Raw genomic sequence first — 26,299 nt, forward strand, 5'->3', positions numbered from 1 at the left:
GGGCTCTGGTTTCCCTGCGCCCTGCCTAGACATAGCGCCCAACGCCACCGCCGACGTCGATGGTCGCCCCAGTGGTGTAGCCGCTGTTGGGCGAGAGGAGACAGACAATATGGAACGCAACCTCCTCCGCTGTGCCGAAGCGGCCCAGCTTGATGCCGCGGTCCCCGGCGATTTCCGCACTCCAGGCCTCGTAGTCGAGGTCGGTGCCGGCATTTTCGAAGCGTCGCCGCCACTGTCCCGTGTCCACCAGTCCCAGCAGGACCGAGTTCACGCGCGTGCCGTCCGTTGCCAGGTCTTCGGCAAGGGAATGGGTCAGGTTCAACAGCGCGGCGCGGGCGGCGGAGGTAGCGGCCAGGCGCAGCTCGGGCTGCCGGGCAAGAATGGCGTTGACGTTGACCACGGACCCGTGGGCGGAGGCGCTCAAGGCGATCCTGGCCGACCGCACCATGTTGAGGACGCCGAAGATCTTCAGCTCGAACTCGTCGCGCAGTTGCTGGTCCGTGGTCTCCTGGAGAGTGGCCATGAGGGATCGTCCGGCGTTGCAGACCAGCCCGTCTATGGCGCCGAACCGATCCAGCGTTCCGGCGATGAAGGCGTTGGTGGCTTCCTGGTCGGTGACGTCGCACGAGGCAAGGTGGATGGAGTCTTTGTCCGCCCAGGAAAACTCGTCGAACGCCGCGGTCAGCCGGCCGAGGTCACGGGCACAGGCGGCGACCCGCGCACCTTCACTGAGCAAGTAGCGTGCGGTGGCAAGGCCGACGCCGGAACTCGCCCCGGTGACCACCACCGTGCCGTCCTTCAGTTGCAGGTCCATGTGTGGGACTCCTTGTCTAATGGCCGGCATAGTGTGCATTGGCCGGTTTTGTTGTGGCCGTGGTTGAGCTCATCAGTGGCCCATCACGAAGCCGCCATCCACCACGATGGTCTGGCCGGTGATGAACCCCGCGGCGTCGGAGAGCAGGAACTGGACCACTCCCGATACATCGTTGGGTTGTTGGTCCCTGGGCAGCACCCGGTTGTCTTCATAGAGCCGGTAGCGGGAGGCGGGCACCGATTCAGTGGCTTCCACCCGGGTCAACCCCGGGGCCACCGCGTTGACACGGACTCCCGATGGCCCTGCGTCGCGGGCCATGGACCGGGTCATGGCGAGCACGGCCCCTTTTGATCCGACGTAGTGGACCAGCCGTGGGCTTCCGTAGAGCGCTGCGTCCGAGGCGATGTTCACGATCGCGCCCGCCGCGGACTGGGCAAGCTGGGGGAAGAGGTGCTTGCTGACCAGCCAGGTCCCGTAGGCATTGACGGTCATCACCCTTTGGAAGAATCCTTCCTCCAGTTCCCAGAAAGTATCGCCGCCTACGCCGTCGGCCAGTGCCGCGTTGTTGACCAGCGCATCCGCGCCGCCCAGCTGCCGGACCGCCGTCGCCAGGGCCTCCACCGAGGCCTTGTCAGCAATGTCGGTGACCACCGCCGTGACATCCAACCCGCGTTCATGCAGTGTTGCGGCGGCCCGTTCCGCGAGGTCCGCGTTCTTCTCCGCGATGACTATCCGGTCTCCGGCACGTGCCAGTCGTTCGGCAATGTCGAAGCCCAGGCCACGCCCGGATCCCGTCACTACCACCAGGCGCGTCATTGGATGCCGTCCCAGAAAGCAAGGATGGCCGCCGACATCTCAAGGGGCTTCTCCTGCACTGCCGCGTGGCCCGCATTGGGGATAATGCACAGTTCGGCGCCTGGAATTTTTTCGGCGAGGATCCTCGATTCGGGCACGCCCGTGATTACATCGTCCTGTCCGGCCAGCACGAGCGCCGGAACCCGCAGCCCGGGCAGCAGGTCCGTCGTATCACACTGCGCCATCATGGTGGCCGCCGACGCGAACCCGGACAGGCGGACGGAGGCCATGTCCGCCCGGACAGCTTCGGCCACCCAGGCGGGGGCGGATGGAGAGACCAGCTTCGAGGCGCGCCGGGCTGCAATATTTTCAGGCCCGACGGCGGCCAGTTCAGGAACACGGGCCAGCATGCGTTGCGCTGTGTCGTGCGTGGTTCCAGAACCCCGCGTACTGTCGGCCAGGACAATGGACCGCACTGCCTCCGGCGCCCTTGCTGCGACGGTGGTGGCGATGACCCCACCCCAGGATGTGCCAAAGAGATGCGCCGGCCCAACGCCGAGGGTGGCCAGGATGTCCAACACCAACGAAGGATGATCCAGTCCGTCGGTTGGAGCGGCGGACTCGCCGTAACCGGGCGCATCCCAGCAGAAGGTCTGGTAGCCGTGGGCGCTCAACAGTTGGGCCAGCGCACCACAGGACGACGCGGCTCCCCCGATGCCGTGCATCAGGAAGACGGGAATCCCTTCCCCGCGAACTACGAGGGAGACTCCGTGAACGGACTTTCGGCGCTCGGCAACAGCGGGGGTCGAAGCGGCGGTGGGCGCCGGCAACGAGCCGCTACGCATGGGATTTTTCTGTGGCAGGGGCTATTTCAGTGGCTGGGGCCTTAGCCGGGGAGAAGTAGTCCTCACGGCCGGGGACCACCAGGGACCGGTAACCGCTGTCCGGAACGCCCGCCATGGCGCTTCGCACCGCGGTAGTCGGCGGACCTGCAGTGCCCCACTGGTCGGACAGTTCGGGCGTTCGCTCCCACGTACGGCAGAGCCAGCTGTCCTCATCCACCTGGGCAACTTCGGAGGTGTATTCGCAGACCAGTCCCGCGGGGTCCGTGAAGTAGGAGAAGGTATTGTCGCCGGGACCGTGCCGGCCCGGACCCCACTGCGGAGCAATGTTGTGCTGTTTCAGGTTGCCGATGCCGCGCATGAAGTGGTCAATGCTCTGCATCTCATAGGCCACGTGGTTGACCGAAGTCCAGGGCGCCTGGTTGAACGCGATTGCGTGGTGCTCGCTGTTGCACCGGAGGAAGGCCATCTGGTGCTCGGACCAGTCGGATATCCGCATCCCCAGCACCTGGGTGTAGAACGCGGTGGCGCGGTCGATGTCCACGGTGTTAAGGACCACGTGGGCGATCTTGCGTGGAAGGGCGCGCCGGCCGGCCGGCTCCTGGCTGACCACTGCATGGACGTTCGCGGAAAGTTCCACGAGCCTGCCTTCGGGATCCACCAGGTGCAAGCCATATCCACCGGCAGCATCATCCAGGGGTCCGGGCTCACGGAAAAGCGGTATTCCCAGGGCAACGAGCTTGGTAGCCGCGGAATCGACGTCCTGCGGCGTGGCCAGTGCGAAGGAGACCCCGCCCAGGGCATTCTGCTCACCCGTTTCCAGCCTCAGGATGTGGTGTTCGGATCCGGTACCGCGGAGCCAGAATTTGTCTGTGTCCTCTTCTACCGTGGAGAGACCCCAGACTTGGTCATAGAAGTCCTTGGCCGGCTTGGTATCGGGTACTTTCAAGGACACGGAACGCAGCGAACGCAGATTGCAGACAGGCTCGCTTGAGAAAAAGTTCATGGGAATCAGCCTTCAGTCGGGTGGTGTTCGTACTAGAGATCCAAAATCAGTTCCCGGGACCGGCAACGCGAGACACAGACGAACATCGTCTTGTTCTCTGCCTGTTCAGCCGGGGAGAGCAGGAAGTCGCGGTGCTCGACGTCGCCGGCTATGACGCCGGTCTCACAGGTTCCGCAGATGCCCTCCGCGCATGAACTGGGCACGAAGATGCCGGCGTCGTTCAGGGCGTCCAGGACTGAGATGTCAGGCCCAACAGCAACGCGCTGGCTCGACCGTTGGCAGATGACGTCAAAGCTTGTGGCCTCGGTTTCCGGACCGGGCACGACCTCCGGCGCTTTGAACCGCTCTATCCTCAATTGCGAATCGTCCGCCATGGCGCCGGCCACTGCCTGCATCAACGATTCAGGGCCGCAGGCATAAACCAATGCTTCAGGGGGAAGGGCACCAACCGCTTTGGGGAGATCCGCGTAGGCTCCCCCGGCTTCGTCCATGGCGTGGATGCTGATCCGGTGTGCGGGGAAGCCGGAGATTTCCGGGAGGAATGCCATGGTGGACCGGGACCGTCCCGTATACAGGAGGGACCAGTCAGCGCCTGCTGCTTCCAGGCGCCTCGCCATGGAAATGATCGGGGTGATGCCAATGCCTCCGGCCACCAACGCATACCGCTGCGCCTGCTCGAGCTCAAAGTTGTTGCGGGGACCTTCGACTGTGAGGAGCGTGCCCACTGGCAGTTCGTCATGGATCAGCCTGCTGCCACCGCGGGAATCGGTGGTCCGCAGCACTGCCACGGTCCAGGCGGAGGAATCGTTGGGGTCCGAGCACAGGGAGTATTCGCGCGTCAGCCCGTTGGGCAAGTGGAGGCTCAGGTGGGAGCCCGGAAGCCACTGCGGGAGTTCCGCCCCCTGGGGATCAACAAAGGTGATGCTGACAACTCCGTCCGCCTCCCACCGTTTCTGCTGCACCCTCAGCGTCAGTGCTTTGGGTTCCGCGGCGATGATCGCGGCCTGGTCTACTGTGCCAGCACCCGACGTCGGAACGTCTGCGGTGTCCTCGGGGATGGTTGTCCCACGGTTCTGTATGTCCACGCTCATGGTCCTCAACTCCTCCGATGCGCGATTGCTTCGATCTCCACCGACGCGCCGTAGGGCAGTGCGGCGACTTCAACGAACGAGCGTGCCGGGCGGGGATTTTCGAACAGCAGCTCGTAGTGCAGGTTTGCTTCGTCCCGCAGCGTTACGTCGGTGACGAAGTAGGTGGTCTTGACGACGTCCGCCAAGGACATGCCGACTGATTCCAATCGTTCGGCCAGCCTCGCGCCTGCTGCGACGAGCGCCTCCGAGCGGCCCGGTACGGCTGTACCGCTCTCATCCACCGACAAGGCGCCGGAGACGAAGCCGAATCCGCCGGCCACGAAGGCCGGACTGTAGGGGTGGGCATTCATTGATCTACCTTTCGGAAGCTGGTGATGCGGGCCGGTTCACTTAAAGGCCGGCCCATGGGATGGGTGCACCCGAGAGGTCCATATAGATGCTCTTTTGGCGCATGTAGGAACGAATGCCGTCGCGGCCCTTTTCGGTGCCCAGACCGCTTTCCTTAAGCCCGCTGAAGGGGGTCGAGATGCTGAACTGCTTGTAGGTGTTGATCCACACGGTGCCGGCGGCAATGGCCCGCGCCAACCACCAGGCCCGGCGGTAGTCGGCAGTCCAGATGCCACAGGCCAAGCCAAAGACGCTGTCGTTTGCCTGGGCGATGAGGTCCGCGTCGTCGTCGAACGGCAGGATGACGGCCACGGGACCAAAAATTTCCTCCTGGCAGATGGCGTCCGAGTTACTGACACCGGCAAGGATGGTGGGCTCATAGAACGCCCCGCCCTGCAACCGGGACTCCGTGGGGACAGCGCCTCCGCACAAAACCTGCGCGCCGGCCGCCTTCGCTGCTTCGACCATGCCCGCAACGGTGTCGCGGTGCGCGAAAGCCACCAGGGGCCCGACCTGCGTAGCCGGGTCTGTGCCCGGTCCGATCCGCAAGGCTTTTGCCCCTTTCACGAGCCTTTCCACCACGTCGTCGTAGACGGCGCGCTGGATGAAGACACGCGAGCCGGCAATACAGCTTTGACCGCTTGAGGAGAAGATGCCGTAGAGCACTCCGGCCACAGCCTGGTCCACGTCGGCATCGGCGAAAATGACCGTGGGTGATTTTCCACCCAGTTCCAACGTGACGGGCATGATCTTTTCGGCCGCAATGTGGGCGAGTTGACGCCCCGTGGACGTGCCGCCCGTGAAGGAGATCTTCCCAACTTCCGGGTGTTTGGCGATGGCGTCGCCCACTACCCGGCCAGGGCCCGGCAGGACCGACAGCAAACCGGCAGGAAGACCGGCCTGCTCACAAAGGCGGGCCAGCAGCAGCGAGACCCAGGGGGCCCACACCGGCGGTTTCACCACGACGGCGTTTCCTGCCGCGAGTGCCGGAGCCACCTTTTGCGCGTCACTGGCTATGGGTGAATTCCACGGCGTGATGGCCCCCACCACCCCGATCGGCTCATAAGTGGACATGCTGAGGTAGTTGCCCCGCGGCGGCGTCAGGGCATCTTCCATGGTCTCCAGGGCAGCTGCCGTGAAGCGGAAGGTTGCCGCGGCGCTCATGGCCAATGCCTTCGTTTCCACGAGGGTTTTGCCCGTATCAAGCGTCTGCAGCTCGGCGATCCTGTCAGCGTTGGCTTCGATCGCGGAGCTGATGCGGTGAAGGACTGCGGCGCGTTCGTGCGGGAGCCTTCTTGCCCACCCCGACGCCTTGACAGCCTCCAGGCCGGCAGCCACTGCGGCGTCCACATCGGCCGCCGTTGCTGCATGGAGGGTGGCAAAAACTTCTGCCGTAGCGGGATTCACCGACTCGATCAGCGCACCACTACCCCGGGTCCACACGCCGCCAACAAAGATCTCGTCCCGCGTATCAGGTCCGTTGCGAAGACCGGCCGCGCTGGGTGCCCGGGTTTCTTCCCGAGCGGACCGGGAGGGGTTCTCTGTAAGGCTGTCCGTACTCATCTTCGGGTTCCGTCCATTTGTGTGTAGTGCCCACGGAGGGGTTTCAAGCGGGATGCCGCGAGCGGCTTTGCGCAAGTTACGTGAACTGCGTCATAGAAAAAGAATATCAGTCCTAAGATACTTTATGTCAAGATATTTTCGTTCTGATTGTTGCGCAGCGGCGGGAGCTGAAGTTCCTGCCCCACGCTGCAGGTAGAGGACGACGACGGCTGGCCGCCCGGGCGCGGCGCGAGAGCTGCGCGCTCCCCCAAACCCTTGTGGATGGGGTCGGACGTGAACGCCAAGGGCAGGGCGGAAGCCTGGTGCCGGGCCGCAATGACCTCCGCCATGATGGAGATTGCCGTTTCTTCCGGAGTGGAAGCCGAAAGGTCCAAGCCGATCGGCGAGCGGAGCCGCGACAGGGACCGTTCCGTGTGGCCCAATGCCAGGAGCCTGCCCCTGCGGTCATTGGCAGTCCGCCGCGAACCCATCGCCCCGATGTACGCAAAACCTTCCCGAAGCGCCACATCGAGGACCGGAACATCGAATTTCGCATCGTGCGTCAGGACACAGATAGCAGCATCGGGCCCCAGCCGTCCCAGTGCGATTTCCTTTTGTAAGTAGCGTGCCGGTTGATCCACCACGACGTCGTGGGCTGACGGCAGCCGCTCGGGCGTGGCGAAAACGGCCCGGGCATCGCACACCGTGACGTGAAAGCCAAGAAAGGCGCCTAACCGCGGAGAAGTCAACCGCCCCGAAAATCACCAGCCGGCGCGCAGGGCGGAAGACATCGATCAGCAAGGACAGGCGTTCGTCGCTGCCGGTCACAGCAGGAAGAGTGACCGACGTCGATCTTCCGGACGCTATGGCCTCCTGAACGGCGCTGTCTGCGGCCTGAACAACATCCCGCGCCAAGCCTGCACCGGCAAACAGCTGTGTGATGGCAGAACCCTGATGGACCAGCCAGGAGCGACCCAGCAGTCCAGGTGCGCCCTCAAAAATGGTGACCATGGCGCACGGTGAATTCTGCTCCAACGCCTTCTGCAAGGACGCAAAATGTGGGCAGGTGGCACGCTCGAATGCTTGCACGAAAATATCCACGCTGCCGCCGCACGTGAGGCCGATACTGAACCCGTCGTCGTCGGACATGCCAAAATGAAGCAGCTCCGGGACCCCGGTGGCGAGCACTGTGGCAGCCTGTTCGATCACGCTGGCCTCAATGCAGCCACCCGACACCGAGCCGATCGGCGACCCCTCGCCGGTGACCAGCATGGACGTACCGACTGCGCGTGGCGCTGATCCCTCGGTTCGGACCACCGTGGCCATCGCGACGCGCCGTCCGTCGGAAAACGCCCCGTCGAGCGCTTCCATCACTTCACGCATCGGCCTCGACCCTGCCTTGACGCGATTGCGCAGCCCGGATGCCGTTGTAGACCCGTTCCGGCGTCATGGGCAGCGACGTGAGCTGCGCCCCGGTGGCGTCGGCAATTGCCTGGGCAATCGCAGGAGCGATAGGCAGCATGCCCCCCTCGCCCATGCCCTTGGCTCCGAAGGGTCCAGCGCCATGGCCCTGTTCCTGGGTGATGGAGAAGAAGCGCTGCGGGATGTCCTCGGCCAACGGGACGCGGTAGAGGAGTGCTTCACCATTCAGCAGCTGGCCGTCGTCGTCATACCGCAGTTCCTCAAAGAGTGCCTGCGCGAGTCCGAAGACCGCTGCGCCTTCGTCCTGGCCCCGGCAACCAAGCTTGTTCACCACCTTGCCGGCGTCGCCACTGACGACCAGCTGCAGGACTTCCACCCGCCCGGATTCGGGATCCACCTCAACTTCGGCAGCTGCCCAGCCGATCTCCCAAAACATGCACGGCGCCTCCAGCGGGGCGCGGCTGGAATTACGTACCTTGAAGTATCCGTCCCCGGTGAACTCGTAGCCTGTCCCGCCGAACCTGTCCATGATCAACGGCGGAAGATCATGCGTGGCACCGTCGGCATCAATGATGTGCCAGTCCTGAAGGCGGATCGATTCGCGATCCAACCGCAGCTGCTCGGCCGCTACGTCCAGCACTGAGCACTTCACGCGTTCAGCAGCCTGCAGGACCGCGTGACCCATGACGGCGATGCCCGATGAGGCATTGGTTCCCTGGTCGAAGGGGGTGTTATCGGTGTCGATGGCCGCATATTTAACCCGCTTCGGATCGCACGCCAGAGTCTCCGCCACAATCTGGCACAGCGCCGAATGGCCGCCCTGGCCCATTTCCACCAGGCCACAATTGAGGAAGACATCGCCGTTGGTGGCCACTTTGACCCGGGCCTGGGCGGGCTTGTTGACGCCGCCACCGTCCTTGATTCCTATGGCGACACCCATGCCACGGTTGGGTAAGCGGCTCCGGTCGCGATAGCCGATGGCGTCCGCTACGAGGTTCAAACCGTGCCTCAGGTCCGAATCGATGGGCGTTTCGCCCGGGACGAATTCCTCGCCCAGGCCCTTGGCATTCTTCAGCCGCAGTTCCAGGGGGTCGAATCCCAGCCGCTCAGCGATCAAGTCCACCTGGCGTTCACTGGCCCAGGTGGCCTGGGTCGCGCCGAAACCACGGTATGCGCCTGCCGGCACTGTATTGGTGATGACCGCCTGGCACACCGAATCGATCCGCTTCCAGCGGTAGGCCCCCGGCATCCGATAACCGGCTTTTTCTGCCACCAACGGACTTGCATCCGCATAGGCACCGCCGTTGAGCAACACCCTGGACTGGCGGGCCACGAACTCCCCATCAGCCTTGAGTCCCGACTTAACCGTGAGGATTGCATCATGCTGGCTCAAGGTCAGGAAGACTTCCTCGGTGCTCATGCAGTAGCGCACGGGTTGGCCGCCGGACAACTGCGACAGGCGGACGGCGATAGCCTCGGTTTTTGGGCCGTTCTTGGCCCCGAAGCCGCCGCCCAGCAATGGGACGTTCACCCGGACATCGTTCTCCGGCACGCCAAAGACCCGCGCCAGCTCCGTCCGCATGGGGAACGGGCTCTGGGTGGAGGTCCATACCTCGATCTGCCCCGAGGTCGCTTCGGCCACGGTGACAAAGGGTTCCAGGTGCAGATGGTTCATCCGGGAGAACGTAAACGTGTCTTCAAAAACGTAGTCGCACTCTGCCCAGACGCCCTCGTCCCCCGTTTCGTAGCGGAACTCGTAACTCACGTTGTGCGCGGTATGTGGCGCACCGAAGGCGCCGTCCCCGTACGTTGGGGAGACGGCGAATGGCTGCTCCGGGAAAATGGCAGGTGCCGCGGCGTCCGTTGCTTCCTTGGCACCAAAAACAGCCGGCAACTGCTGGTACTCCACCTGAATCAAATCCAGGGCCGCGATGGCTGTGCGTTCATCCACGGCAGCAACTGCCGCAACGACGTCGCCAACGTAGCGGACCGAGTCCGTAGCGACGATGGGCTGGTCCTTGACGTAGGTACCGTAGGACTTCAAACCACCGATCTCCTCACGCGTGAGGACCGCAGTGACTCCGGCCAGCGCGCGGGCCGCCGAAGCATCGATGCCCAGGATCCGGGCATGTGCATGCGGGCTTCTGAGGACCTTGGCATGGAGCATTCCGGCCTTCTTGATGTCCACCGTGTAAAGTGCGCGTCCGGTGACCTTGGCGGTGCTGTCCAGGCGCGGGCGGTCGCGTCCCGCGATCGGCTCCCCTGCCTTGCCGGGAGTGGCTGTCCCGTTCATTCCGACGCCCGTTCCTGCTGCTCCGCGGCGGAGAGCTCTGCGGCACGTTCCACGGATTCCAGGATCATTTCGTATCCCGTGCACCTGCAGGTATTCGAACTGATCCATTCCCGGATCCGGTCCCGGTCCGGCTGTGGATCCTGCCGCAGCAGGCCAGTGGTCAGCATCAGCATGCCCGACGTACAGAACCCGCACTGGAAGCCGCCGCATTCCCTGAATGCCTGCTGCTGGGCACTCAACGTCCCATCCCGGCGGGCCAGGCCCTCCACCGTTTCAACCCGGGCACCCTCGACGTCGAAGGCAAACGTGGAACAGGCGGCTACCGGAAAGTCATTCACCAGGACAGTGCAGGCACCACAGACACTGCGCTCGCACGAGGCACGAACCCCTTGCTTCCCGCAGGCGTTGCGCAACACGTCCAGGACGGTCGCGCTGGTAGGAACACGATGCCTCTCGGGGCTTCCGTTCAGTTCGAATTCGAGATCGTGGGTAACGGGGTCGTGGCCGGGCACCGGCGATTCAAGGCTCATGGCTGGCTTCCTTTCCTTTGGTTTCCGGTTGCTTGGACGAGAAGACGGCGGCAAAGCACAGACGCCAGGTGCCGGCGGTAACTGATGGATCCGGCGTAGTCGGCCGCCTCCTCCGGGAGCTGCGCTGCGAGAATCTCTGCGACAGAGGCAGGGTCGAGGTCAGCTATTGCAGTTCCACCGGCGGGATGGGAGAGGTCGGCGTGGGAGGGGACGGTGTGGGTGAGGACATAGGGCCGCCTGTATTCGCTCCCGCAGACGGCGGTTACCGTAACGTCGCCACTGGCGTTGCTTCGCACGGCAATGGCCACTGTGCTGACCGGGCGCATGGTGCGTTCGTATCCGAACCACAGCAGGGATGCGGTGTCCACGCTGACGGCTGTCATGACACCAGGGCTCCTGCGCTCCCCCTCCCAGAGCTCCGCAACCGGGAGGGTTGCAAGGTCTCCGCCCTGAAAGTGCATGCGAGCCTGGAGGGCGGACAAAATGACCGGCATTTCATAGCGATACCGACGCGCAAGGAGGTTGCCTCCCAGGGTGCCGCGGTAACGGATCCGAACTGTTGCAATCGATCCCCAAGCCGCAGCCAGGGCCGGGAGGGACGACAGGATTTCCGGACTCCTGCTGCCTTCGTAGTGGCTGACCAAGGAACCGATGCGCAGAGTTCCGGCGTCGTTCGAGACAGCCCGCAGTTCCTTGATTCCCTGCAGGGAAATCAGCACCTGTGGCTCCAATCCTTCACGGATTTGGGCCATGAGATCCGAGCAGCCCGCCGCGATCACAGCGTGTGGGTGCTGTCGGACCAGCGCCTCAGCTTCTCCCAGTGAAGCAGGCCGATGCAGAACAAACGGTGGGAGGGCGGACTGGCTCTGGGCTATCAGGCCCGCCCCTAATTTCTGGCCTCGCATTGGTCAGCCTTCTTTCACTCTCGCCATGTAGGCGCTTTCCACGGACTACCGCCGTGGTTGATTCCTGGTTTCGCAAACAACCGTCCCGGGTGGCCCGTTCGGGCCACCCGGAGCGGGCAGTTTCACTAGGCCGGGCGGTCGCCCTTCAGCGTGACCCGGTGCATCAGCCTGTAATGCGGGTGGTAGTCGCCCACTGCGTAATGCTGGGTGGAACGGTTATCCCAGATCACCAAGGAGTTGGGCTCCCACCGGAACCGGACCTGGTACTCGGGGGTCCGGGCGAGGTCCGTGAGCATGTTCCGCAACGAGTCGCCCAGCTGCGTGGAAATACCCGTGAGGCGGGTGGTGAACAACGCATTGACGTACACGAGCTTGCGGCCCGTTTCCGGATGCTTGCGCACCACGGGGTGGGTCATGGGCGGGTATTTGCGTCGCGTTTCCTCATAGCGTGCCTCGCCATCCGGGCCTTGCCGGACGACGCCGGTCAGTTCCTTTTCCCAGTCGTGCACTCCTTCAAGCCCGTCGATGACGTTTTTCACGTTCTCCGGCAGGGCGTCATAAGCCGCGGTCATACTTGCCCAGAGGGTGTCGCCGCCGCACGGGGGAATTTCCTGCGCATGGAGGCAGGTGGCGGAGTTCGGCGTAGCCTGCCACGTCAGGTCGGAGTGCCACACGTCGGTTCCAGCAGCCCGGCCCCGGGACTCCAACACCTCAATGTGCGGATAGCCGGGAAGGGATGGGAAGAATGCGCTGACTTCCTGCGGATCGCCGAAGACCTTGGCGAACTCAATCTGGTCGTCCGGAGTAATTTGCTGGTCTCGGAGAAACAGCACTTGGTATTCAAGGAATGCTTCCCGGAGTTCCCGCCGGCACTCAGGAGTGATGCCCTCACGCAGATCCAGCCCGTGGATGTAGGCTCCGATAGTCGGTGTCGCACGTTCCACAGTGAATGTCTTGAACTCTTGATCATTGCCGCTCATGGTCGTTCCTTCCTTTTGTTTGGTCTGTTGCATGGAGCCCGTGTCCGTCAACGCTGACTGATCAGACGGGCTGCTTTTGTTGGGAAATCCTTTGGTGTCGACTCATTCCGAATACGTGCGGGCAGCAAACTCCTGCACACTGCCGTCGCTGCCTTTCCCGGCCCGCAAGGCCTTGTTTCGGATGACGCGCCCCAGCGCCAACGCACAGGTGATCGAAACCGCACCGGCGACGAAGACGTAAATGGAGGTGGAGACCGACGCTTTCGTCGCAGCAAACAAGGCGCCGGCAATAAGGGGTGCAATGGCGCTGCCGAGGAGGTTGCCAAGCGTGGTTGCCAGGGACAACCCGCTGTAACGGACCTTGGCGTCAAAGGCCGTGGAGAAGTACGCAGGCGACAATGCCCACGGGATGTACACGGCGATGGTTGCGGCGAAGTAGCAAACGGCGATCAAGCCGTACGAGCCGCCGTCGAGGGCGAAGTAGAGCGGAAACGCAACCACCACGATGAGTACAAGGCCCCACAGGTAAACCCGCTGTGCGCCGTATTTGTCCGCCATGGCACCTGCTGCCGGATTGACGAAGAAACCAACGGCCGAGGTGATGATCACCAGCACCAGCATGGAGGTCGAATCGAACTCTTCGGACTTACCGGCGTAGACGAAGTTGTACACGGTGATGAGGTAGAAGAAGATGCCCGGAACCAGGCTTGCGCCGGCTACAAGGAACACCTGCTTCGGGTGGGTTCGAAGTACTTCGATGACGGGCATGCGCACAACGCTGTGGTTAGCCTTGACTCGATCGAACTCCGGGCTTTCTGCCACCTTTACGCGGATGACCAGGCCGGTGATGACCAACACGGCACTCAGCATGAACGGAACCCGCCAGCCCCAGGCCATGAAGGCGTCCGGCGACATGGATTCCAGCGGGATGTACAAGGTCATGGCAAGGATGAGTCCCACAGCCACGCCTGCTTGCGGCCAGCTGCCAAAGAAGGCGCGCCGGCCCTGCGGGGAGTGCTCGGTAGCCATCAGCACGGCCCCGCCCCACTCTCCGCCGAGCGCAAACCCTTGGCAAAGCCGCAGGATCACCAGCAAGACGGGGGCAAACACACCCATGACGTCATAGGTAGGCAATAATCCGATGGCGACCGTGGCTATGCCCATGATCAGGATGGTGAGGACCATCATCGGCTTTCGGCCCGCCCTGTCACCGAAGTGGCCGAAGACGATGGCTCCTACGGGGCGGGCGACGAAGCCGGCGGCGAAGGTCGAGAACGCGAGCAGCGTGCCGGTTGTGGGGTCGAAGCCCGGGAAGAAGAGCTGGTTGAAAACAAGCACCGCTGCGGTGCTGTAGATAAAGAAGTCGTACCACTCGATGGTTGTGCCGATGAGGCTCGCGATGGCGACCTTTCTCGGAGAGCTGCCGCCCGATGGTTGTGGGACCACTGCACTCATATTGTGCCTCCAGGTAATTTTGCAAACAGTCGGCCCCGCTTTGCGTGGGCCCTGGTGATCAGGGCAGCCAAGGCACCTGTCTGAGAATGAGATCTGAAGTGATGCAAATTACTTCAGTGTTGATTATCTTATTGCTGAGATGTCTTGTGCGCAAGATCTCATTTTGGCAGTGGTGGAGCCCCCGAGGGGCTTCCGGCGTGGTGCGAACAGGAACTGTTTGCTGTGGGCTAGTCCCTTCGGCCGATGCTCATGACGTGGCGCCTTGATCGGCAGCGGGCACCATAATTCCCCACGCGAGGTCCTCGAGGATGTCCTGAATGCCGCGGATGTCCCGCAGGAACGGCGTACGGACGACGCTGCTGATCACATGCAAAGCTGCTTTCACGCGGACTCTGACTACTTCTTGATCCGTACCCGGGTAAGCGTCCTGGACCAGTGAGGCGACGTCGGCGACATAGTCGTTCTGCGCCTCCAAAAGATTCTGCAGGTCCCGTTCGGGAACGTGCTGGCGCTCGGAGACGGCCAGTTGCAGGAATTCCGGGCAGGACAGCGCGAAGGAAATGTGCGACGACAGGATGCGCTGGAGCGCCGCGGATGAATCCGAGGCTTCAGAGAGGGCGCGCGACAAGTCCATCCAACGGACCTCCGTGGCCCGGTAAAGCGCGGCAGCGAGCATTTCTGCCTTATTGCTGAAGTGACGGTAGATGCCGGGGCCGGCTATCCCGACGTCGGCGCCGATATCGTCAAGGCTGACCGCATCAAAACCGGACGTAGCGAACTGCCTGATTGCGGCAGCCAACAGAGCCTCGCGGCGGCTGCGCGGCACGGAGAGTGCCGCACCGGCTCGATGGTCCGATTCCTTGATCGGCGGCAACGGCATGTCGATCACAGTGCGGGCAAGCGTGGCGAGGTGGGTTTCCTCGTCCGCTTTCGAGAGCCGGTTCGGATGCCACGACACACTGACCATCACAGCGAACATCGCCCACGCCCGCAGATCGGCCTCTGCTGCGGGAAGCGCAGCAGTGCCGGACTGGAGCTTGCTGCTGATGGCGAACTTGGCGCCGCTGGCTATATCGAAGCGGACCGCAGGCGGCAGGTGGCGCGATTCCCGCTCCCACAGCACGCCGTTCCCGCGATGCTCCAAAAGCGCCCGGCCGAGTGACAAGACCAACTGGTCAAGATCGCCGTCGGGCGCCTGGATGACGCTCTCCACAACAGGCTGGAGGTTCGCCGCCACGGCCTCCCGGAGCAGTTCGCCTTTGCCTGGGAAATGCCGGTACAGGGCCGACGGCTGCACGGAGACCGCCTTGGCTACATCGGTCATGCTGACTTTCGGATACCCCCGTTGCGCGAAGAGGTCCGCCGCCGCAGCGAGTATGAGGGCTCGGCGGTTGCGGGGCCGTGTACCGCGTTCCGGGGCTGTGGACGCTTTCTCCATATCTCAAGATTAATCAGATTCACTTATTGCGCAATAGCCCGCCGCGTGCCAAAGTTGAAGAACAAGCCACAGGAACTCATCCGCATCCATGGATGCGAGTTAGTAAGCGGGCTTACTGCACATCGCCGCAGCGGGACCACCAGCTCTTCCCCGCAGCGCGAGCAGCACGGAAAGAAAACCTCGAAGGCCGAGGCAGATTCACTTACGGAATGTTGAGATGGTCGAAAACCGGGGGCACAGCAACAACAGTCACCCTGGCGGCCCACCTGCCCGTGGACCCCAAGGAGCACAGGCCCCTGACCATCTCCTCGCGATATCCCCTTCGCCGCTCAAGCCAAGGGCGGCGTAAAGCCAAGGTCGCCGTAGAGACAAAGAGCAACGTCCAGTGACAAAGGAGTCCCACATGAAACGACGTGCAATACTCGCCGTGGCCGCACTTTGCGGTTTCGCAGCCCTGACTGGCTGCAGCAGCAGTGGGAGTGAGACTCCCAATGCGTACGCTGCCAAGACTGACATCCCCACCGCAGCCGCCATGGATCCGGCGATCGTTGAGGCTGCAAACAAGGAAGGCTCGCTGCTGGTTTACGGCGAGGCCAACGAGGCATCCATGAAGCCGGTACTGGCCGCCTTCCAAGACCAATATCCGGGCATAAAGACCAGTTACATCAGCCTCGGCGGAACCGAAAGCTTCCAGCGCTACCTCAACGAGAAGGCCACGGGCGGAAAGACCGCAGACGTGATTGTCAGCCTGCAAGGCGCGAACTTCCTGGACTTGGTCAAGCGGGGCGACATCCAGGACTTCACGCCTCCTGCCGCTGCGCCACTGCCGGACTTCGCGAAACTCGCCCCGGGAGTCTTCGCCATGGAACTCAATCCGGTCATGGCGCTGATCAACACCACCCTCCTGCCCGAGTCCGAGCAGCCAGATTCCCTCGAGGCGCTCGCCAGGATGTCCGGCGACCCTAAACTGGCGGGAAAGATCGTTACGTATGACGGCACCACGGAGTTCGGCTACACAGTCAACCACGCGTACATCGCCAAAGCCGGAGAAGCGGGATGGAAAATCCTGGACCAGCTCGGTCCGAACACCAAGGTGGAAGCCAGCGCAGGACCCATGTTCAACAAACTCCTGCAGGGCGAGTACACCATGTCCTACTTCCAATCCGGTGCCACCAGGCCGCTGCTCACCGGCGCGACCGCCAAGGTACTGAACTACAGGTTCTTCAAGGACGGAACTCCCTTCATGCCCCGCGGCGCCGGGGCGACAACAGGTGGCAAGTCCCCCAACGCGGCAAAGGTGTTCGTCAATTTCCTCATTGACAAGGCCGGCCAGACAGCCGGTTGTACCGGCGGATTCGCACCCTACCTGGACGGCGTGGACTGCCCGGTAAACCTGGCAAAGGTCACGGAGCAACTGGGCGCTGAAAACATCAACATCGCCACGTGGGATGAGGCCCTGATCAACGATTCGCCGGCGTTCAAGAACCGTTGGAAAGAGGCATTCGGACGATGAGCAGCTCCACGCTCGCCGTACCCGGGACGCAGGAGCGGCCTCCCGGGTACGGACCCATCAAGCGGGCATGGTTACCCGAAAAAGTCATCCACTACGGTGTCTGGTTGTTGACGGTCCTGCTGGTTCTCGGCCCGATCGTGCCGATTGTCTGGTCATCGCTCTGGTCCACACCCCTTTACGAGGGCGGTGGCAGCGCCACTCTTGAGAACTTCGGCAAGTTGGCGGCCGACCCCCTGTGGTGGTCGGCAGTGGCCAACAGCCTGCAGTTCGCCGTTTTCACAACCGTCGGGTCAGTGCTGGTGGGAACCACCGTCGCCCTATTGGTGGCACGGACCGACCTGCCGCTCCGGAAGCTCTACTCAGCTTTGATCGTCCTGCCCCTGGTCCTGCCCGGACTGGTGCTGATCGTTGGCTGGCAGTCGATGTGGTCGAAGAACGGATACGCCACCCACGTACTGGAGCAGTTCTCGCCTTTCAGTGTCCCCTTTGACCTCTACAGTGTTGCGGGAATGGTGGTCATGGGCACCGTCCTAGGCTCACCCGTGGTGTACCTTTTTGCCCGCGGGACGCTCTCCTCCGGTGACTCGACGCTGGAGGAAGCCGCCCGGTGCGCCGGCGCAGGTCCCCTCCGCGCCGTGCTCTCGGTGACCCTGCCCCTGCTGCGTCCGGCACTGCTGAATTCCGGATTGCTGGTGTTTGCCCTGGCCTTGGAAACACTCGGTATTCCGCTGATCCTTGGCACGTCAAAGAACATCGACATGATGTCCACCTATCTCTACCGGCAATGGACGGGAAGTGCCGACGGCGGCGGCGGAGTCCTCCCTGCAGGTGCCGTCATGCTGCTGCTCGCCGTCACCTTGCTGCTGTTGCTGCGCAACCGGCTGGCCGGGGACCTCGCCCGTTTCACCACCACCGGCGGCAAGTCATCGAGGCCTGCCAACGTCGTCAAACTCGGCCCCCTGCGCTGGGTGCTGTCCGCCGTCGTCGGAATTGTCCTGGGCTCGGCGACCATCATTCCGCTGGGCGGCGTGGTCCTCGCCTCGGTGACCGCGGTTCTGACGCCGGCAATCAACCCGTTCAGCCTCCTCACGCTTGACCACTTTTCGGCAATCCTGACCAACCCGCTGTACACCGGAGCCATCGGCAACAGCTTGCTGATCGCCATCGTTGGTGCCGCGATCGCCACAGCGTGCATCGCGGTCATCGCACTGGTGGCCCACCGCTCCACCTTCCGGTTCCGCGGATCCCTGGAACACATCGTGCTGTATCCCCGGGCCGTCCCGGGGATCATCACCGGCATGGCCTTCTTCTGGACTTTCGCGATCCTGGATCAATCAGGAACGTTCAGGGCCACACTCTGGGCCGTGGGAATCGCCTTCGGCGTCCGGGCCCTGGCCATGGGCTACGCCGCGTTCTATCCCTCCCTTGCCGCACTGGGTGAGGACCTGGACCGGGCTGCGCGCTCCGCAGGAGCGGATTGGTGGACCGCGATGCGAACCATCATCATCCGGCTCTTGAGGCCGGCCATGGGGATTTCGTTCGTCCTGCTTTTTGTGGCCATGCTCAACGAAGCCGACGCCGCAGTCTTCCTGGTAACCCCTGAAACGCAGGTTCTGGGACTGGCCATGCTCCAAATCGCGGCCACAGGCCTCGGCGGTACCGTCGCCGCCCTCGGAGTCATCCAACTCGTCATCACCGCAGCAGTCCTGGCCGCAGGACGCCTTCTGTTTGGAGTTCGCCCCAATGTCTGATCTGGTCATTACCAACCTCACCAAGAAGTTCGGCCACCTGACGGTCCTGGACAACGTATCGGTGACCGCTTCCGACGGGCAGATCCTGACCCTGCTGGGGCCCAGCGGTTGCGGGAAGTCGACAACGCTGTGGTCGGTCGCAGGACTGCTCAAGCCCGACGGCGGCAGCATCGTCGCGGGCGACCGCACCTTGTTCGATCACGGCACGTCCGCTTTCCTGCCTCCGGAACGCCGCGACTGCGGCGTGGTCTTCCAGTCGTATGCCGTGTGGCCGCACATGAAGGTCCGCGACAATGTCGGCTACCCGCTGAAGCTGCGACGGTACAAATCCGATGCACTCCGCCGCCGCGTCGATGAAGTTCTTGAACTGGTGGACCTCGCCGATCAGGCAGACCGCTACCCGCACCAGCTCTCCGGTGGTCAGCAACAACGCGTCGCCTTGGCGCGTGCACTGGCCTTCCCTCCCCGGCTGCTGCTGCTTGACGAGCCGTTTTCCAACCTTGATGCCAAGCTGCGGGAACGGACCCGCGACTGGTTGCTTCAGCTGCAACGCAGGATTGGCGTGACCACGGTGTTCGTGACCCACGACCAAGACGAAGCGCTGGCCATGAGTGACAAGATCGCGGTCATGTCGGCCGGCATGGTCCGGCAGATCGGCACGCCTGAGCAGATCTACAACGATCCCGCCGATATATTCGTGGCCGATTTCGTGGGCACCAGCAACCTGCTGGAGGGCACGGTCATCTCCCGGTCCAAGGGAGTTTTGACGATCAAGATCGACGGATTGGACCAGGCGATCCACGTGCCGTCGTCCTTGGATTCCGACGGCGTCGTGGTTGCCGTCCGGCCTGAGGCCCTGGCCTTGTTGCCCGACGACGCACCCTCCGAGGGCTATGAAATGACGGTCAACGGCCCCGTCCTGGAGAGGTCCTATCACGGCCATCACTTCAAGTACAGGGTGGGGGTCGGCGAGCAGTCGCTGGTGGTGGAAACCCGCGACCGGACGGACTCGTCCCATGTGCGCGTGGGCATCCCACGGGACGGCTATAAGTTGTTCCAACCCCGCACTGCCCCGGCAACCAAGGGCGCCCTGTGATTCCCGTCGGGTCCCCCTACCCGATCCGCATCGACCTTTTCAGCGACACGATTACCCGGCCTTCAGGGGCCATGCGGCAGGCCATGGCCCACGCCGAGGTGGGGGATGAACAAAAGGGTGAAGACCCCTCCACCAACGAACTCGTTGCGCTGGCCCGGGAACTGCTGGGCAAGGAAGAAGCGGTCTTCCTGCCATCAGGGACCATGTGCAACCAGATCTCCTACGCCCTGCACTGCCGCCCGGGCGATGCAATCCTTGTTGACGACAACGCGCACTCGCTCTGCCACGAGGAAACCGGGGCACCAGCCTTGGCCGGAGCCTTGTTCAGGCCCATCAAAGCCGATCGTGGTGTTTTCTCCGCTAACCAGCTCACAGCGGCCCTCCGCCCGGAGGGCCGGTCGATGGCCCGGAATGCGGTGCTCTCCATTGAGCAGCCTTCCAACCTCGGCGGCGGCACATGCTGGTCCCTGGAGGGCATCACCTCCGTGACCGCGGTAGCACGGGCGCATCGGATCAAGACCCACATGGACGGCGCCCGCCTGCTCAATGCGGTAGTAGCCACCGGAGTGTCCGCCCGCGATTTCTGTGCCCCGTTCGACTCAGTCTGGCTGGATCTCAGCAAGGGACTGGGCGCCCCCGTGGGAGCAGTGCTGGCAGGAGACGCGGATTTCATCAGCGAAGCCTGGCGCCTGAAACAACGGTGGGGTGGCTCCATGCGCCAGTCCGGCATCGTGGCCGCGGCCGGCACCTTTGCCCTCCGCAACAACGTGGACAGACTGGCCGACGACCACGCCAACGCCCGCCTCCTGGCTGAGCTGCTGGCCGGTCACCGCCACATCTCGATCGACCCCGCCACGGTTCAGACCAACATTGTCCTCTTTGACCTGGTGGACTGCCCAGTCACTGCCCCGGTTCTGGTGGAGCGCCTGCTCCGGAAGTGCGGGGTTCGAATGGGCGCTTTTGGCCCCTCCACGATTCGTGCCGTCACCCACCTTGATGTGGACGCCGCAGGTGTACGCCTCGCCGCGGAAGCCCTCTGCGAATTGCTGGACGAAACCTACTCAATGCACGTGAGCAAGAAGGAGCTCCTGACATGACCACCACCGTTGACGTGACGGACCGGCCCCTGCCGTTCAGCGCCCCCCGGGCTGCCCGGCGGGGTGACGAAGTCACCGTATTGCTCAACGCGCGTGTTGTTGATCCCGGGACGGGCACATCCTCCTCCCCCAGCGACGTATGGCTCCAGGCGGGGCAGATCTCCCGTGTCACCCCTGCGGGCCGGGTACCCGGCGCAGGGAATGTGCTTGACCTCAAGGGAAACTTCGTGGTTCCCGGGATGATGGATGCCCACGTCCATCTGGCCTTCGACGGCGGCGACGACCCCAAGGCCACCCACCAGTCCAGCAGCGATGAAGAAATCATTGCGCAGGTTGTATCGAACGCACGGATTGCGCTCCGGGCCGGTATCACCACAGTCCGCGACTGCGGAACACCCAAGCGGCTGCTCGCTCCCATGCGGGCAGCACTGGGCATGGCATCGGACGTCGCAACTGTGGTTCACTGTGGTGCTCCGCTCTGCAGGGTCGGCGGGCACGCCCACGACATGGGCGGAGAAGTACGGACCCGGCACGACGTCCACACCCTGATCGCTGAACAGCACGCGGCCGGTGCCACCTGGATCAAGCTCATGGCCAGCGGCGGCGGCTTCACGCCCGGGACCAGTCCCAGCGTCTTTGAGTTCGATCCCGTGCTTCTCCGGGAGGCAGTGGTGATCGCCGGTTCCTACGGCATGAAGACCGCAGCGCACGCACACGCCAGTTCCTCCATGGCCGCCTGCATTGACGCCGGCGTCCATACGCTGGAACATGCCTCGATGCTGGGGCCCGACGAACGATGCTCCCCCGATCCCGGGCTCTTGCGCAGGGCGGCCGATGCCGGCATCCACATTGTGCCGACCGTCATAGCGGCAGACATTGTCTCGCGGCAATTGCAGGAGGGACGCCAGGTATTGGCCAACCCGCTGGACCGCAACGTGGTGGCAAGGCTCGAATCGCGGTTCACCAACGTGACGGAGTTCCTCCACTCCGGCGTGTCCATCGTGGCGGGGACGGACGCGGGCCCTGCGCACGTCACCTTCGACCTCCTTGCCCGCGAGCTGGAGCGCTACGTTGCTGCCGGCCTCACAGCACAGCATGCGCTGAAATCCGCGACCACTGAAGCCGCCTCCATGCTTGGGTTGGAGTCGCAAGTGGGACGCGTCCGGCCCGGCTTGTGGGCCGACCTCATCTTTACTTCGGCAGACCCCCTCCAAGACATCACCACCCTCCAAACGCCCCTTGGAGTTCTCAAGCGCGGACTGTTGATCGCGCACTAAGCAGCGGCGTTACCCCACAACTTTGGCGGCCCGTCTCCGCGGCATCCGCCATACCCCTGTCCCACCGACACCCCCAGTAAGGCATCGTATGAATCCAACCCCAGTCAGCGACCCCCTGGCCAGCACTGCAGCCCCGACGCTTTGCACCCCTGAATTGGAGGCCCTTGCCGCGATAGAACGACGGGTGCTGTGGCTTGCGACCTCAATCATCCATCACGCCAACAGGGTGCGCCCCAACCCTTCTGGCATCAAGGTTGGCGGCCACCAGGCCTCGAGTGCCTCCATGGCCACGATCATGACCTCTCTGTGGTTCGGGCAACTCCGCGCGGAGGACCGTGTTTCCGTGAAGCCCCACGCCTCGCCGGTGCTCCACAGCATCAACTATTTGCTGGGCAGCCTCGACGAAAAGTACCTCACCACGCTGCGTGAATTCGGCGGCCTGCAGAGCTACCCCAGCCGCGCCAAGGATCCGGATCCCGTCGACTACTCCACTGGCTCCGTCGGCATCGGGGCCACCGCGCCCATTTGGGGTGCCATCTCGCGGCGGTACATCGAAACCGTGAGCGGGGGGACTGTGAACGGTGGGGCTGTGAACGGCGGGACTGTGAACGGCGGGACTGTGAACGGCGGGGCTGTGAGCGGCACACCGGGCAGGGGGCGCCAGTACTCGCTGGTAGGCGACGCGGAGCTCGACGAAGGCGCCATCTGGGAAGCCGTCCTGGACTCGAATGTTGCGGATCTGGGGGAAATCGTCTGGATTGTGGACCTCAACAGGCAGTCCCTTGACCGGGTGGTGCCGAACGTGGCCGCAGGCAAAATCGAGCGCCTGTTCGAGGCTGCCGGCTGGCAGGTCATCACTGTGCGTTTCGGCCACCTGCTGGAAAGCCTCCTGGCCCGGCCCGGCGGCGGCGCGCTGCGGGAGCGCATTCTCGACATGTCCAACCCGGAATACCAGCGGCTGCTGCGCTGCTCCCCCGAGGAAGTTCGACGCCGGCTCCCTGGCGGGGGCGCCGACGCTGCGGTTATCGCGGAGCTGATTTCCGGCGTCGACGACCACACCCTGACCCGGGCCATCAGGAACCTCGGCGGCCACGACCTCGCCGCGCTCCGCGAAGCGTACTCCCGGATCGATGACACCCGGCCTACCGTGATCATCGCCTACACCATCAAAGGCAACGGCCTGCCTACCGAAGGGCATCCACAGAACCATTCCTCGCTGCTCACCGTGGACCAGTACCGCCAACTCGCGGACGCCATGGGTGAGGACCCCGACGCACCCTGGGGACGTTTCGACGCCGACAGCACCGAGGGGCAACTGGTAAGGACCACTGCAGAAGCCCTGCGGCGCGTCGCTGAACCTGCAACGGCCCCGCCCGCCGTCCCGGTGGACTTCGGCAGGACGCCGTCGGGCACGGCAACCACGCAAGCAGCCTTGGGCCGAACCTTGCTCGACGTCAACCGTGCGGCACCCGCTGTCGCGCGCCGGCTGGTGACCGTCAGCCCGGACGTCAGTTCCAGCACCAACCTTGCCGGCTGGGTGAACAAGGTAGGCGTGTGGTCGGTTGAAGAACGGACCAACTGGTTCAGCGACGACGCCGAGACCGTCATGCACTGGCACGAGAAACCCACAGGCCAGCACATAGAACTTGGCATCGCCGAAGTGAACCTGGTGAGCCTCCTGGGCGAACTCGGCGCAACCTGGAGCCGATGGGGACAGCCGTTGTTCCCCATCGGCGTACTCTACGACCCGTTCGTGGAGCGGGCCCTGGAACCCTGGTCCTACGGCATCTATGCCGGCGGGCAATCCATTCTGGTCGGCACCCCGTCGGGGGTGACGCTGGCCCCCGAAGGCGGGGCACACCAATCCATCAAGACCCCGTCCATCGGTTTGGAACAGCCCAACTGCACCAGCTACGAGCCCGCTTTCGCCATCGACGTGGAATGGACGCTGCTGGCGTCCATGTCCCAGCTGGGGCGCCCCGGCGGCAAATCCGCCTACCTGCGGCTCTCCACGAAACCCGTCGACCAGCAATTGGCCGCCGTACCGGCCGATCCCGCCGCCCGTGAGCGCCGCCGTCGTCAAGCCGTGGCCGGCGGCTACCTCCTGCGGGCCACCCCTGCCCCGGCGGCGACCATCGCCGCCATGGGCGCCATGGTGCCGGATGCGCTTGCCGCCGCCGATCGCCTGGGCGCACAGGGCACCGCCGTCGACGTCGTCTGCGTCACCAGCCCGGGCCTGCTTTATGAAGCCCTGCAAGGCCGCAACGGACAAAACCCGGACGCACCCACCTGGATCCTGGACCAGATCCTGCCCGCTGAGCGGGCAGTCCCCATGGTGACCGTGCTGGATGGCCACCCCCACACCCTCGCGTTCCTCGCAGGCGTGCACCAGGTCAAGAGCCGCAACCTCGGCGTGGACGCTTTCGGCCAGGCGGGCGCCGTCGACGACGTCTACCGCTACCACGGGATCGACACCGACAGCATGGTCCGTGCTGTCCTGGACCTCGTGCAGTGACAACCGGCCCGGCGGCTAGGTCCCGCAGAAGGTGCGGTAGGGACCGAAGCCGTCGGGTGCCGGTTCAGCGAACCGCTCAAAGCCCGGCCGTTCCAGCCAGGGCGAGGTGACGGCCTCAAGCAACGCAGCAACCGGGCCGGTGTCCCCGCCGCTCGCTGCCGATAGGGCCTCCTCCACCAAGTGGTTCCGCGGGATGTAGGCGGGGTTGACCTTATCCATGGCGTCAGCGTCCGGATTCGCTGCTTGCCACGAAGCCAGCCAACGATCAAAACGAGGGAGGTCCAGGACCATTCCGCGGGCGGGGGCGGCATTACCCCGGGCCGCTTGGCCGAGCTTCCGGAAGAACGACGTGTAGTCGGCGCCTGCTTCCTGGACAATAGCCAGCAGTTCATCCACCAGCACTGTACCGTCCTCCCCTGACGTGGCGTGGGAGAGACCGATCTTCCTGGTCATCCCCTCAGACCAAGCGGCACTGTATTGGGAGCGGAATCCTTCCAGGGCTTCGACAGCCATGGCAACACCCCGCTCCTGGTCCGGGTGGATGAGGGGCAGCAGCGATTCAGCGAACCGGGCAAGGTTCCATTCAGCCACGGGAGGCTGGTTCCGGTACGCATAGCGGCCCGTTTCATCGATGGAGCTGAAGACCGTGCCGGGGTCGAAGCCTTCCATGAAGGCACACGGGCCGTAATCAATGGTTTCGCCTGAGATGGTCATATTGTCGGTGTTCATCACCCCGTGGATGAAGCCCACCAGCATCCACCGGGCAACGAGGGATGCCTGGGCAGTAATGACGGACCTGAGCAGGGCAAGGTATGGATTGTCCTCCTCGCCGGCTGCGGGGTGGTGGCGCCGGATGGCGTGATCGGCCAATCGGCGGAGAAGACCCATGTCATTGGTGCTGCGGGCATACTGGAAAGTTCCCACCCTCAGGTGACTGCCGGCCACCCGGGCAAGGACTGCTCCGGGCTGTACGGACTCCCGCTGTACGTGGGCTCCTGTTGCGACCACCGCCAGCGACCTGGTGGTGGGAATGTCCAGTGCGTGCATGGCCTCGCTGACGATGTACTCACGCAGCATCGGACCCAGAACGGCCCGCCCGTCACCATTCCGGGCAAAAGGGGTCCGCCCCGAACCCTTCAAGTGCAGGTCACGGATCCGCCCTTCGACGTCGGTGAGCTCCCCCAGCAGCAACGCCCTGCCGTCACCAAGCCGGGGCGAATACCAGCCGAATTGGTGCCCCGCGTAAGCCTGCGCTACCGGCGCCGCACCTGCAGGGACGGCGCCGCCCAGCAGCAACCGGACACCTTCCTCGCTCCGCAGGAACGCGGTGTCCAGGCCAAGCTCCCCTGCCAGTCCCTCGTTGAGTACCACCAGTTGCGGGGCAGGTGCCTGCTCCGCCTGCCACGGCACGGACAATTCCGGGAACTCCGTGGCAAAGAGGTTTCCGAGGACAACTGTCGGCTGCGCAAATGCACTCATGCTCCCATGCTATCCGCCGCAGCCCAAACTAATCAGGATGCTTATTTCCCGTGATGCCTTCAGTCGCCGCA

Annotated in this window: 22 protein-coding genes and 1 pseudogene; 7 read left to right on the plus strand and 16 right to left on the minus strand. The window is 63.9% G+C overall.

Translation table 11 applies throughout. The features are described 5' to 3' along the window. Positions 1 to 25: 25 nt before the first annotated feature. The 15 genes and pseudogenes from HMI59_RS11890 to HMI59_RS11955 form a co-directional block, all read right to left on the minus strand. Entirely contained in the window at positions 26 to 814 is a 789-nt protein-coding gene (locus HMI59_RS11890) for an SDR family oxidoreductase (RefSeq protein ID WP_193591428.1), read from the minus strand. Positions 815 to 886: 72 nt separating this feature from the next. Then, on the minus strand, positions 887 to 1,630 hold the full coding sequence (locus tag HMI59_RS11895) for an SDR family oxidoreductase (protein ID WP_193591429.1): 744 nt from the start codon (positions 1,628 to 1,630) through the stop codon (positions 887 to 889). Beyond that, a complete protein-coding gene (locus tag HMI59_RS11900; RefSeq protein ID WP_193591430.1) occupies positions 1,627 to 2,454 on the minus strand; it encodes an alpha/beta fold hydrolase in 828 nt (275 codons plus the stop codon). The genes HMI59_RS11895 and HMI59_RS11900 overlap by 4 nt, the downstream gene beginning before the upstream one ends. Further along, on the minus strand, positions 2,447 to 3,457 hold the full coding sequence (locus HMI59_RS11905) for a VOC family protein (RefSeq protein ID WP_193591431.1): 1,011 nt from the start codon (positions 3,455 to 3,457) through the stop codon (positions 2,447 to 2,449). Before HMI59_RS11905 ends, HMI59_RS11900 begins: the two co-directional genes overlap by 8 nt. 32 nt (positions 3,458 to 3,489) lie before the next feature. Continuing rightward, positions 3,490 to 4,548 carry a PDR/VanB family oxidoreductase gene (locus HMI59_RS11910; protein WP_193591432.1) on the minus strand — a complete coding sequence of 353 codons (1,059 nt, stop codon included), beginning with the start codon at positions 4,546 to 4,548 and terminating at the stop codon, positions 3,490 to 3,492. Positions 4,549 to 4,553: 5 nt separating this feature from the next. Then, positions 4,554 to 4,898 (minus strand): RidA family protein, encoded by a 345-nt coding sequence (locus HMI59_RS11915; protein WP_179013854.1) that lies wholly within the window; start codon positions 4,896 to 4,898, stop codon positions 4,554 to 4,556. Between the two features lie 40 nt (positions 4,899 to 4,938). Beyond that, positions 4,939 to 6,498 (minus strand): aldehyde dehydrogenase, encoded by a 1,560-nt coding sequence (locus HMI59_RS11920; RefSeq protein ID WP_193591433.1) that lies wholly within the window; start codon positions 6,496 to 6,498, stop codon positions 4,939 to 4,941. A gap of 122 nt (positions 6,499 to 6,620) precedes the next feature. After that, on the minus strand, positions 6,621 to 7,181 hold the full coding sequence (locus tag HMI59_RS25690; protein ID WP_255527585.1) for an XdhC family protein: 561 nt from the start codon (positions 7,179 to 7,181) through the stop codon (positions 6,621 to 6,623). 505 nt (positions 7,182 to 7,686) lie between these two features. After that, positions 7,687 to 7,860, minus strand: a pseudogene (locus HMI59_RS25960) (XdhC family protein); the annotation flags it as partial. Continuing rightward, positions 7,853 to 10,192, minus strand: coding sequence for a xanthine dehydrogenase family protein molybdopterin-binding subunit (locus tag HMI59_RS11930; RefSeq protein WP_193591434.1), 2,340 nt, complete (start codon positions 10,190 to 10,192; stop codon positions 7,853 to 7,855). The gene HMI59_RS11930 and the pseudogene HMI59_RS25960, both read right to left, overlap by 8 nt. After that, positions 10,189 to 10,722, minus strand: coding sequence for a (2Fe-2S)-binding protein (locus HMI59_RS11935; RefSeq protein ID WP_193591435.1), 534 nt, complete (start codon positions 10,720 to 10,722; stop codon positions 10,189 to 10,191). The genes HMI59_RS11930 and HMI59_RS11935 overlap by 4 nt, the downstream gene beginning before the upstream one ends. Further along, positions 10,719 to 11,627 carry a xanthine dehydrogenase family protein subunit M gene (locus HMI59_RS11940; protein WP_193591436.1) on the minus strand — a complete coding sequence of 303 codons (909 nt, stop codon included), beginning with the start codon at positions 11,625 to 11,627 and terminating at the stop codon, positions 10,719 to 10,721. The genes HMI59_RS11935 and HMI59_RS11940 overlap by 4 nt, the downstream gene beginning before the upstream one ends. 125 nt (positions 11,628 to 11,752) lie before the next feature. After that, the gene (locus HMI59_RS11945) at positions 11,753 to 12,607 is read right to left on the minus strand and encodes a TauD/TfdA family dioxygenase (RefSeq protein ID WP_062096780.1); all 855 of its coding nucleotides are present in this window, start codon (positions 12,605 to 12,607) and stop codon (positions 11,753 to 11,755) included. A gap of 102 nt (positions 12,608 to 12,709) precedes the next feature. Then, positions 12,710 to 14,062 (minus strand): MFS transporter, encoded by a 1,353-nt coding sequence (locus HMI59_RS11950; RefSeq protein WP_193591437.1) that lies wholly within the window; start codon positions 14,060 to 14,062, stop codon positions 12,710 to 12,712. 247 nt (positions 14,063 to 14,309) lie between these two features. Then, positions 14,310 to 15,500, minus strand: a complete 1,191-nt coding sequence (locus HMI59_RS11955; RefSeq protein ID WP_193591438.1) for a TetR/AcrR family transcriptional regulator — start codon at positions 15,498 to 15,500, stop codon at positions 14,310 to 14,312. A 209-nt stretch (positions 15,501 to 15,709) separates the two neighbouring features. Here HMI59_RS11955 and HMI59_RS11960 point away from each other — a divergent pair, with 209 nt between their 5' ends. From HMI59_RS11960 to HMI59_RS11990, 7 genes are all read left to right on the plus strand, one after another. Next, on the plus strand, positions 15,710 to 15,889 hold the full coding sequence (locus HMI59_RS11960) for a hypothetical protein (RefSeq protein WP_193591439.1): 180 nt from the start codon (positions 15,710 to 15,712) through the stop codon (positions 15,887 to 15,889). Between the two features lie 14 nt (positions 15,890 to 15,903). Next, positions 15,904 to 17,013 carry an ABC transporter substrate-binding protein gene (locus HMI59_RS11965; protein ID WP_227471364.1) on the plus strand — a complete coding sequence of 370 codons (1,110 nt, stop codon included), beginning with the start codon at positions 15,904 to 15,906 and terminating at the stop codon, positions 17,011 to 17,013. Then, on the plus strand, positions 17,010 to 18,764 hold the full coding sequence (locus HMI59_RS11970) for an iron ABC transporter permease (RefSeq protein WP_193591440.1): 1,755 nt from the start codon (positions 17,010 to 17,012) through the stop codon (positions 18,762 to 18,764). Before HMI59_RS11965 ends, HMI59_RS11970 begins: the two co-directional genes overlap by 4 nt. Next, the gene (locus HMI59_RS11975) at positions 18,757 to 19,860 is read left to right on the plus strand and encodes an ABC transporter ATP-binding protein (protein ID WP_193591441.1); all 1,104 of its coding nucleotides are present in this window, start codon (positions 18,757 to 18,759) and stop codon (positions 19,858 to 19,860) included. The genes HMI59_RS11970 and HMI59_RS11975 overlap by 8 nt, the downstream gene beginning before the upstream one ends. Further along, positions 19,857 to 20,957, plus strand: a complete 1,101-nt coding sequence (locus HMI59_RS11980; protein WP_193591442.1) for a low specificity L-threonine aldolase — start codon at positions 19,857 to 19,859, stop codon at positions 20,955 to 20,957. Before HMI59_RS11975 ends, HMI59_RS11980 begins: the two co-directional genes overlap by 4 nt. Then, a complete protein-coding gene (locus tag HMI59_RS11985; protein ID WP_193591443.1) occupies positions 20,954 to 22,234 on the plus strand; it encodes an amidohydrolase family protein in 1,281 nt (426 codons plus the stop codon). The genes HMI59_RS11980 and HMI59_RS11985 overlap by 4 nt, the downstream gene beginning before the upstream one ends. Before the next feature lie 88 nt (positions 22,235 to 22,322). Next, positions 22,323 to 24,749 carry a pyruvate dehydrogenase gene (locus tag HMI59_RS11990; RefSeq protein ID WP_193591444.1) on the plus strand — a complete coding sequence of 809 codons (2,427 nt, stop codon included), beginning with the start codon at positions 22,323 to 22,325 and terminating at the stop codon, positions 24,747 to 24,749. A 15-nt stretch (positions 24,750 to 24,764) separates the two neighbouring features. On the opposite strand, the gene HMI59_RS11995 is transcribed toward HMI59_RS11990, so the two are convergent. Further along, a complete protein-coding gene (locus HMI59_RS11995) occupies positions 24,765 to 26,228 on the minus strand; it encodes a YdiU family protein (RefSeq protein ID WP_193591445.1) in 1,464 nt (487 codons plus the stop codon). Positions 26,229 to 26,299: the final 71 nt, after the last annotated feature.

The organism is Paenarthrobacter sp. YJN-5 (assembly GCF_015040095.1).
GTDB lineage: Bacteria > Actinomycetota > Actinomycetes > Actinomycetales > Micrococcaceae > Arthrobacter > Arthrobacter ureafaciens.